Consider the following 2,812-nt stretch of genomic DNA (forward strand, 5'->3'; position numbering starts at 1 on the left):
TTGCCCTCACCGGGCCTCTTCCGATCGGGGCGCCGGCCGCGGCGCGGACGGCCAGCGGGCCGGACGCCGTCTCCGCGGCGGGCAGGAACACGGCCTCGCCCGGGCCCAGCTCGATCTCCTGGCCTGCCAGGGCCAGGCTTGCCGTGCCGCGGGTGACCACCGCGATCCCGGGCCCGTGCACGTCGAGCCCGTGGACGGCGTCGTCCTCGAGCGTGGCCTGGAGCAGCTCGAACTCCTCGAACGGCGGGCGGAAGGCCACCACGGAGTCGGCCACGCGCTCGGGCTCGGTGGAGGGCACCGGCAGCGCCTCGAAGGTGACCACGCGGCGCAGCTCGGGCACGTCCATGTGCTTCGGGGTGAGCCCGCCGCGCAGCACGTTGTCCGAGGCCGCCATGACCTCCACGCCCAGCCCGTGCAGGTACGCGTGCACGTTGCCGGCGGGCAGATGGATGGCCTGACCCGGGGCCAGGTCCACGCGGTTGAGCAGGACGGCCACCACCACGCCGGGGTCGTCCGGGTGGTGCTGGGCGGCCTCGAGGGCCGTGGCCAGCGAGGGGTCGCGCTCGGCCAGGTCCGGCGCGGCCCGCAGCACGTCCACGACCTGCGCCACGGCGCCGGGGGCGCCCCACACGGAGTCCGGGTCGAGGATCGAGGTGAACGCGTCCTCGAGGTCCCCGGCGGCGAGGGCCTGGCTGATCCGGGCGGCGGCGACGGCGACGGCGGACGTGTCCCCGTCCGCCCGCTCCGTGAGGGCGCGGGCCAGGGCCTCGAAGCTGTCCGAGGAGACCTCGGGGGAGCGGAAGCCGCACATCGCCGAGAAGGGGGTCAGCGCGAGCAGCATCTCCGGCTTGTGGTTCGCGTCCTTGTAGTTGCGCTCCGGGGCGTCGACCGGCACGCCGGCGGCCTCCTCCGCGGCGAAGCCCGCGCGGGCCTGCTCCAGGGTGGGGTGCGCCTGGATGGACAGCGGGGCGCCCGCGGCGAGCAGCTTCATGAGGAAGGGCAGACGGCCCTCCGGCGCGGCGGGCCCGAGACAGCGCTCCGGGTCCGCGGCCACCACCTCGTCCAGGCCGACGTGGGCGCCGTCCGCCACGACGGCGACGCACGGGGCGCCCGGATGGTCGCCCAGCCACAGCTCGGCCTCGGGGCGGCCGGTGGGCTCGCGTCCCTGCAGGTCGGCGAGGAGCGTGGGGGAGCCCCAGGCGTAGTCACGGATCACGGGCTTCAGGACGTGCATGCGCCCAGCCTAGGTCAGCCCGTCGGCCCGCGCGTCGCGCCTCACGGGGCGGGGACGCACAGCCCGTTCGTCGAGGACGCGTGGTTCAGCACGTCCTCCTGGCCCAGGTCCTCGGCCGTCATCAGGTCCTCGGCGGTGAAGGGCTCGCCGTCGGAGCGGGTCGGCGGGGCCGGCCACGTGGCCGGGTCGTCCTCGTCGACGTCGGGGGTCTGGGTCTCCTGCGCGACGACGGCCAGCACGGTGAGCAGCGGCGTCGCCGAGACCCCGGTCGGCTCCGATCCGGCGGTCACGGACTCGTCGGCCAGCATCTCGTCCACGCGGCGGTGGACGAGGTCGTAGTCGGGGTAGGTGGTGAAGTGGGTGCCCGTGTCGCCGAAGTCGGGCGGGCCGATGGTCAGCCGCCGCATCTTCTGGCCGCGCGAGCGCTCGGCGAGGTCCGCGAACGTGCCGAGCTGGGACTGCGGCAGGTCGGTGGTCACGATCTGCTGGCCCGCCGCGAGGATCCCCTCGAAGCGGGTGAGCACGGTGGCGGGGCTGAACTGCTCCAGCATCGCCGCCTGCATGCACTGCTGCCGGCGGATGCGGGCGTAGTCGGTGGACCAGTGCCGGGAGCGGGCGAAGGCGAGCGCGTCGTCGCCGTTGAAGTGGTGGGTGCCCGGCTCCCACCAGATGTTGCCCCAGGCGCCGTCGGGCCGGACGCCGCGGTGCACCACGTAGCCGCCGCTGACGACGTCCACCCCGCCCATGGCGTCGATCAGCTGGGCGAAGCCGCCCATGTCCATGAGGGCGTAGCCGGAGACGTCCAGGCCGAGGATGCCGCCGGCGGCGTCCTTCATGGCCTCGGCGCCGGGGTGTTCGGCGTCCGGGTAGAGGTCTGCGTGATGCTCCTCCACGTCCGTGTAGAGGGCGTTGAGGATGCACTCGTCGCCGCAGTCGAAGCCGTTGGGGTACACGTCCCACAGCGGGGAGCCCTCGACGAACGGCGCGTTCTGGAGATTGCGGGGCAGGGAGAACATCACGATGGCGCCGGTGCGGGCGTCCACGGAGACCACGTGCATGGAGTCCGGGCGCAGCCCCTGGCGGCCCTCGCCGGCGTCCGCGCCCAGGACCAGGATGTTGTAGCGGCCCTCGGCCTCCGGGACGGCCGGCCCCTCCTGGAAGACCTCGCCGAGCGCCCCGCGGCTCGTGTTCGCCGCCCAGCCGCCGTAGAGCAGGGCGCCGCTGGTGAGCACGAGCGCGAGCGCGGTGACCGCCGCCGTGATCTTCCGCGCGCCGGGGGCGAGCAGGTGCGGCCGGATCAGCCGGAACGTGTCCACCCACAGCACCGCCCAGCCCACCGCCAGCGCCGCCAGGACCACCGCCAGCCCGAGCAGCACGCCGTCCCGGGCCATGAGCGAGATCAGGCTCGCGCGGGAGACCAGCCACCACAGCAGCCCGAGGATCAGCACGGCCCACGCCGGCGGTGCCCGCGTAGGCGCGCACGATCGGCAGCAGCGACGCGGTGGCCAGCATGGGCGCCTCGTCCGTGAGCGTGTAGATGATCTTCGACATGCGGATGATCTCTCCTTCTGGCCGCAC

Annotated in this window: 2 protein-coding genes and 1 pseudogene; all 3 read right to left on the reverse strand. The window is 74.4% G+C overall.

Going from position 1 to position 2,812, the window contains the following annotated elements; genetic code table 11:
* A partial coding sequence (gene manA, locus D8M29_RS10755; RefSeq protein ID WP_127445965.1) for a mannose-6-phosphate isomerase, class I occupies positions 1-1,234 on the reverse strand: 1,234 nt, incomplete at its 3' end.
* Between the two features lie 41 nt (positions 1,235-1,275).
* Positions 1,276-2,682: an LCP family protein gene (locus D8M29_RS10760; RefSeq protein ID WP_238693390.1), complete on the reverse strand. Its 1,407-nt coding sequence runs from the start codon at positions 2,680-2,682 to the stop codon at positions 1,276-1,278.
* A gap of 4 nt (positions 2,683-2,686) precedes the next feature.
* Positions 2,687-2,785: pseudogene (locus tag D8M29_RS14550) on the reverse strand (NADP-dependent isocitrate dehydrogenase); the annotation flags it as partial.
* Positions 2,786-2,812 lie beyond the last annotated feature (27 nt).

This window comes from Micrococcus sp. HSID17227 (assembly GCF_003989405.1).
In the GTDB taxonomy this organism is placed as follows: Bacteria; Actinomycetota; Actinomycetes; order Actinomycetales; family Micrococcaceae; genus Micrococcus; species Micrococcus luteus.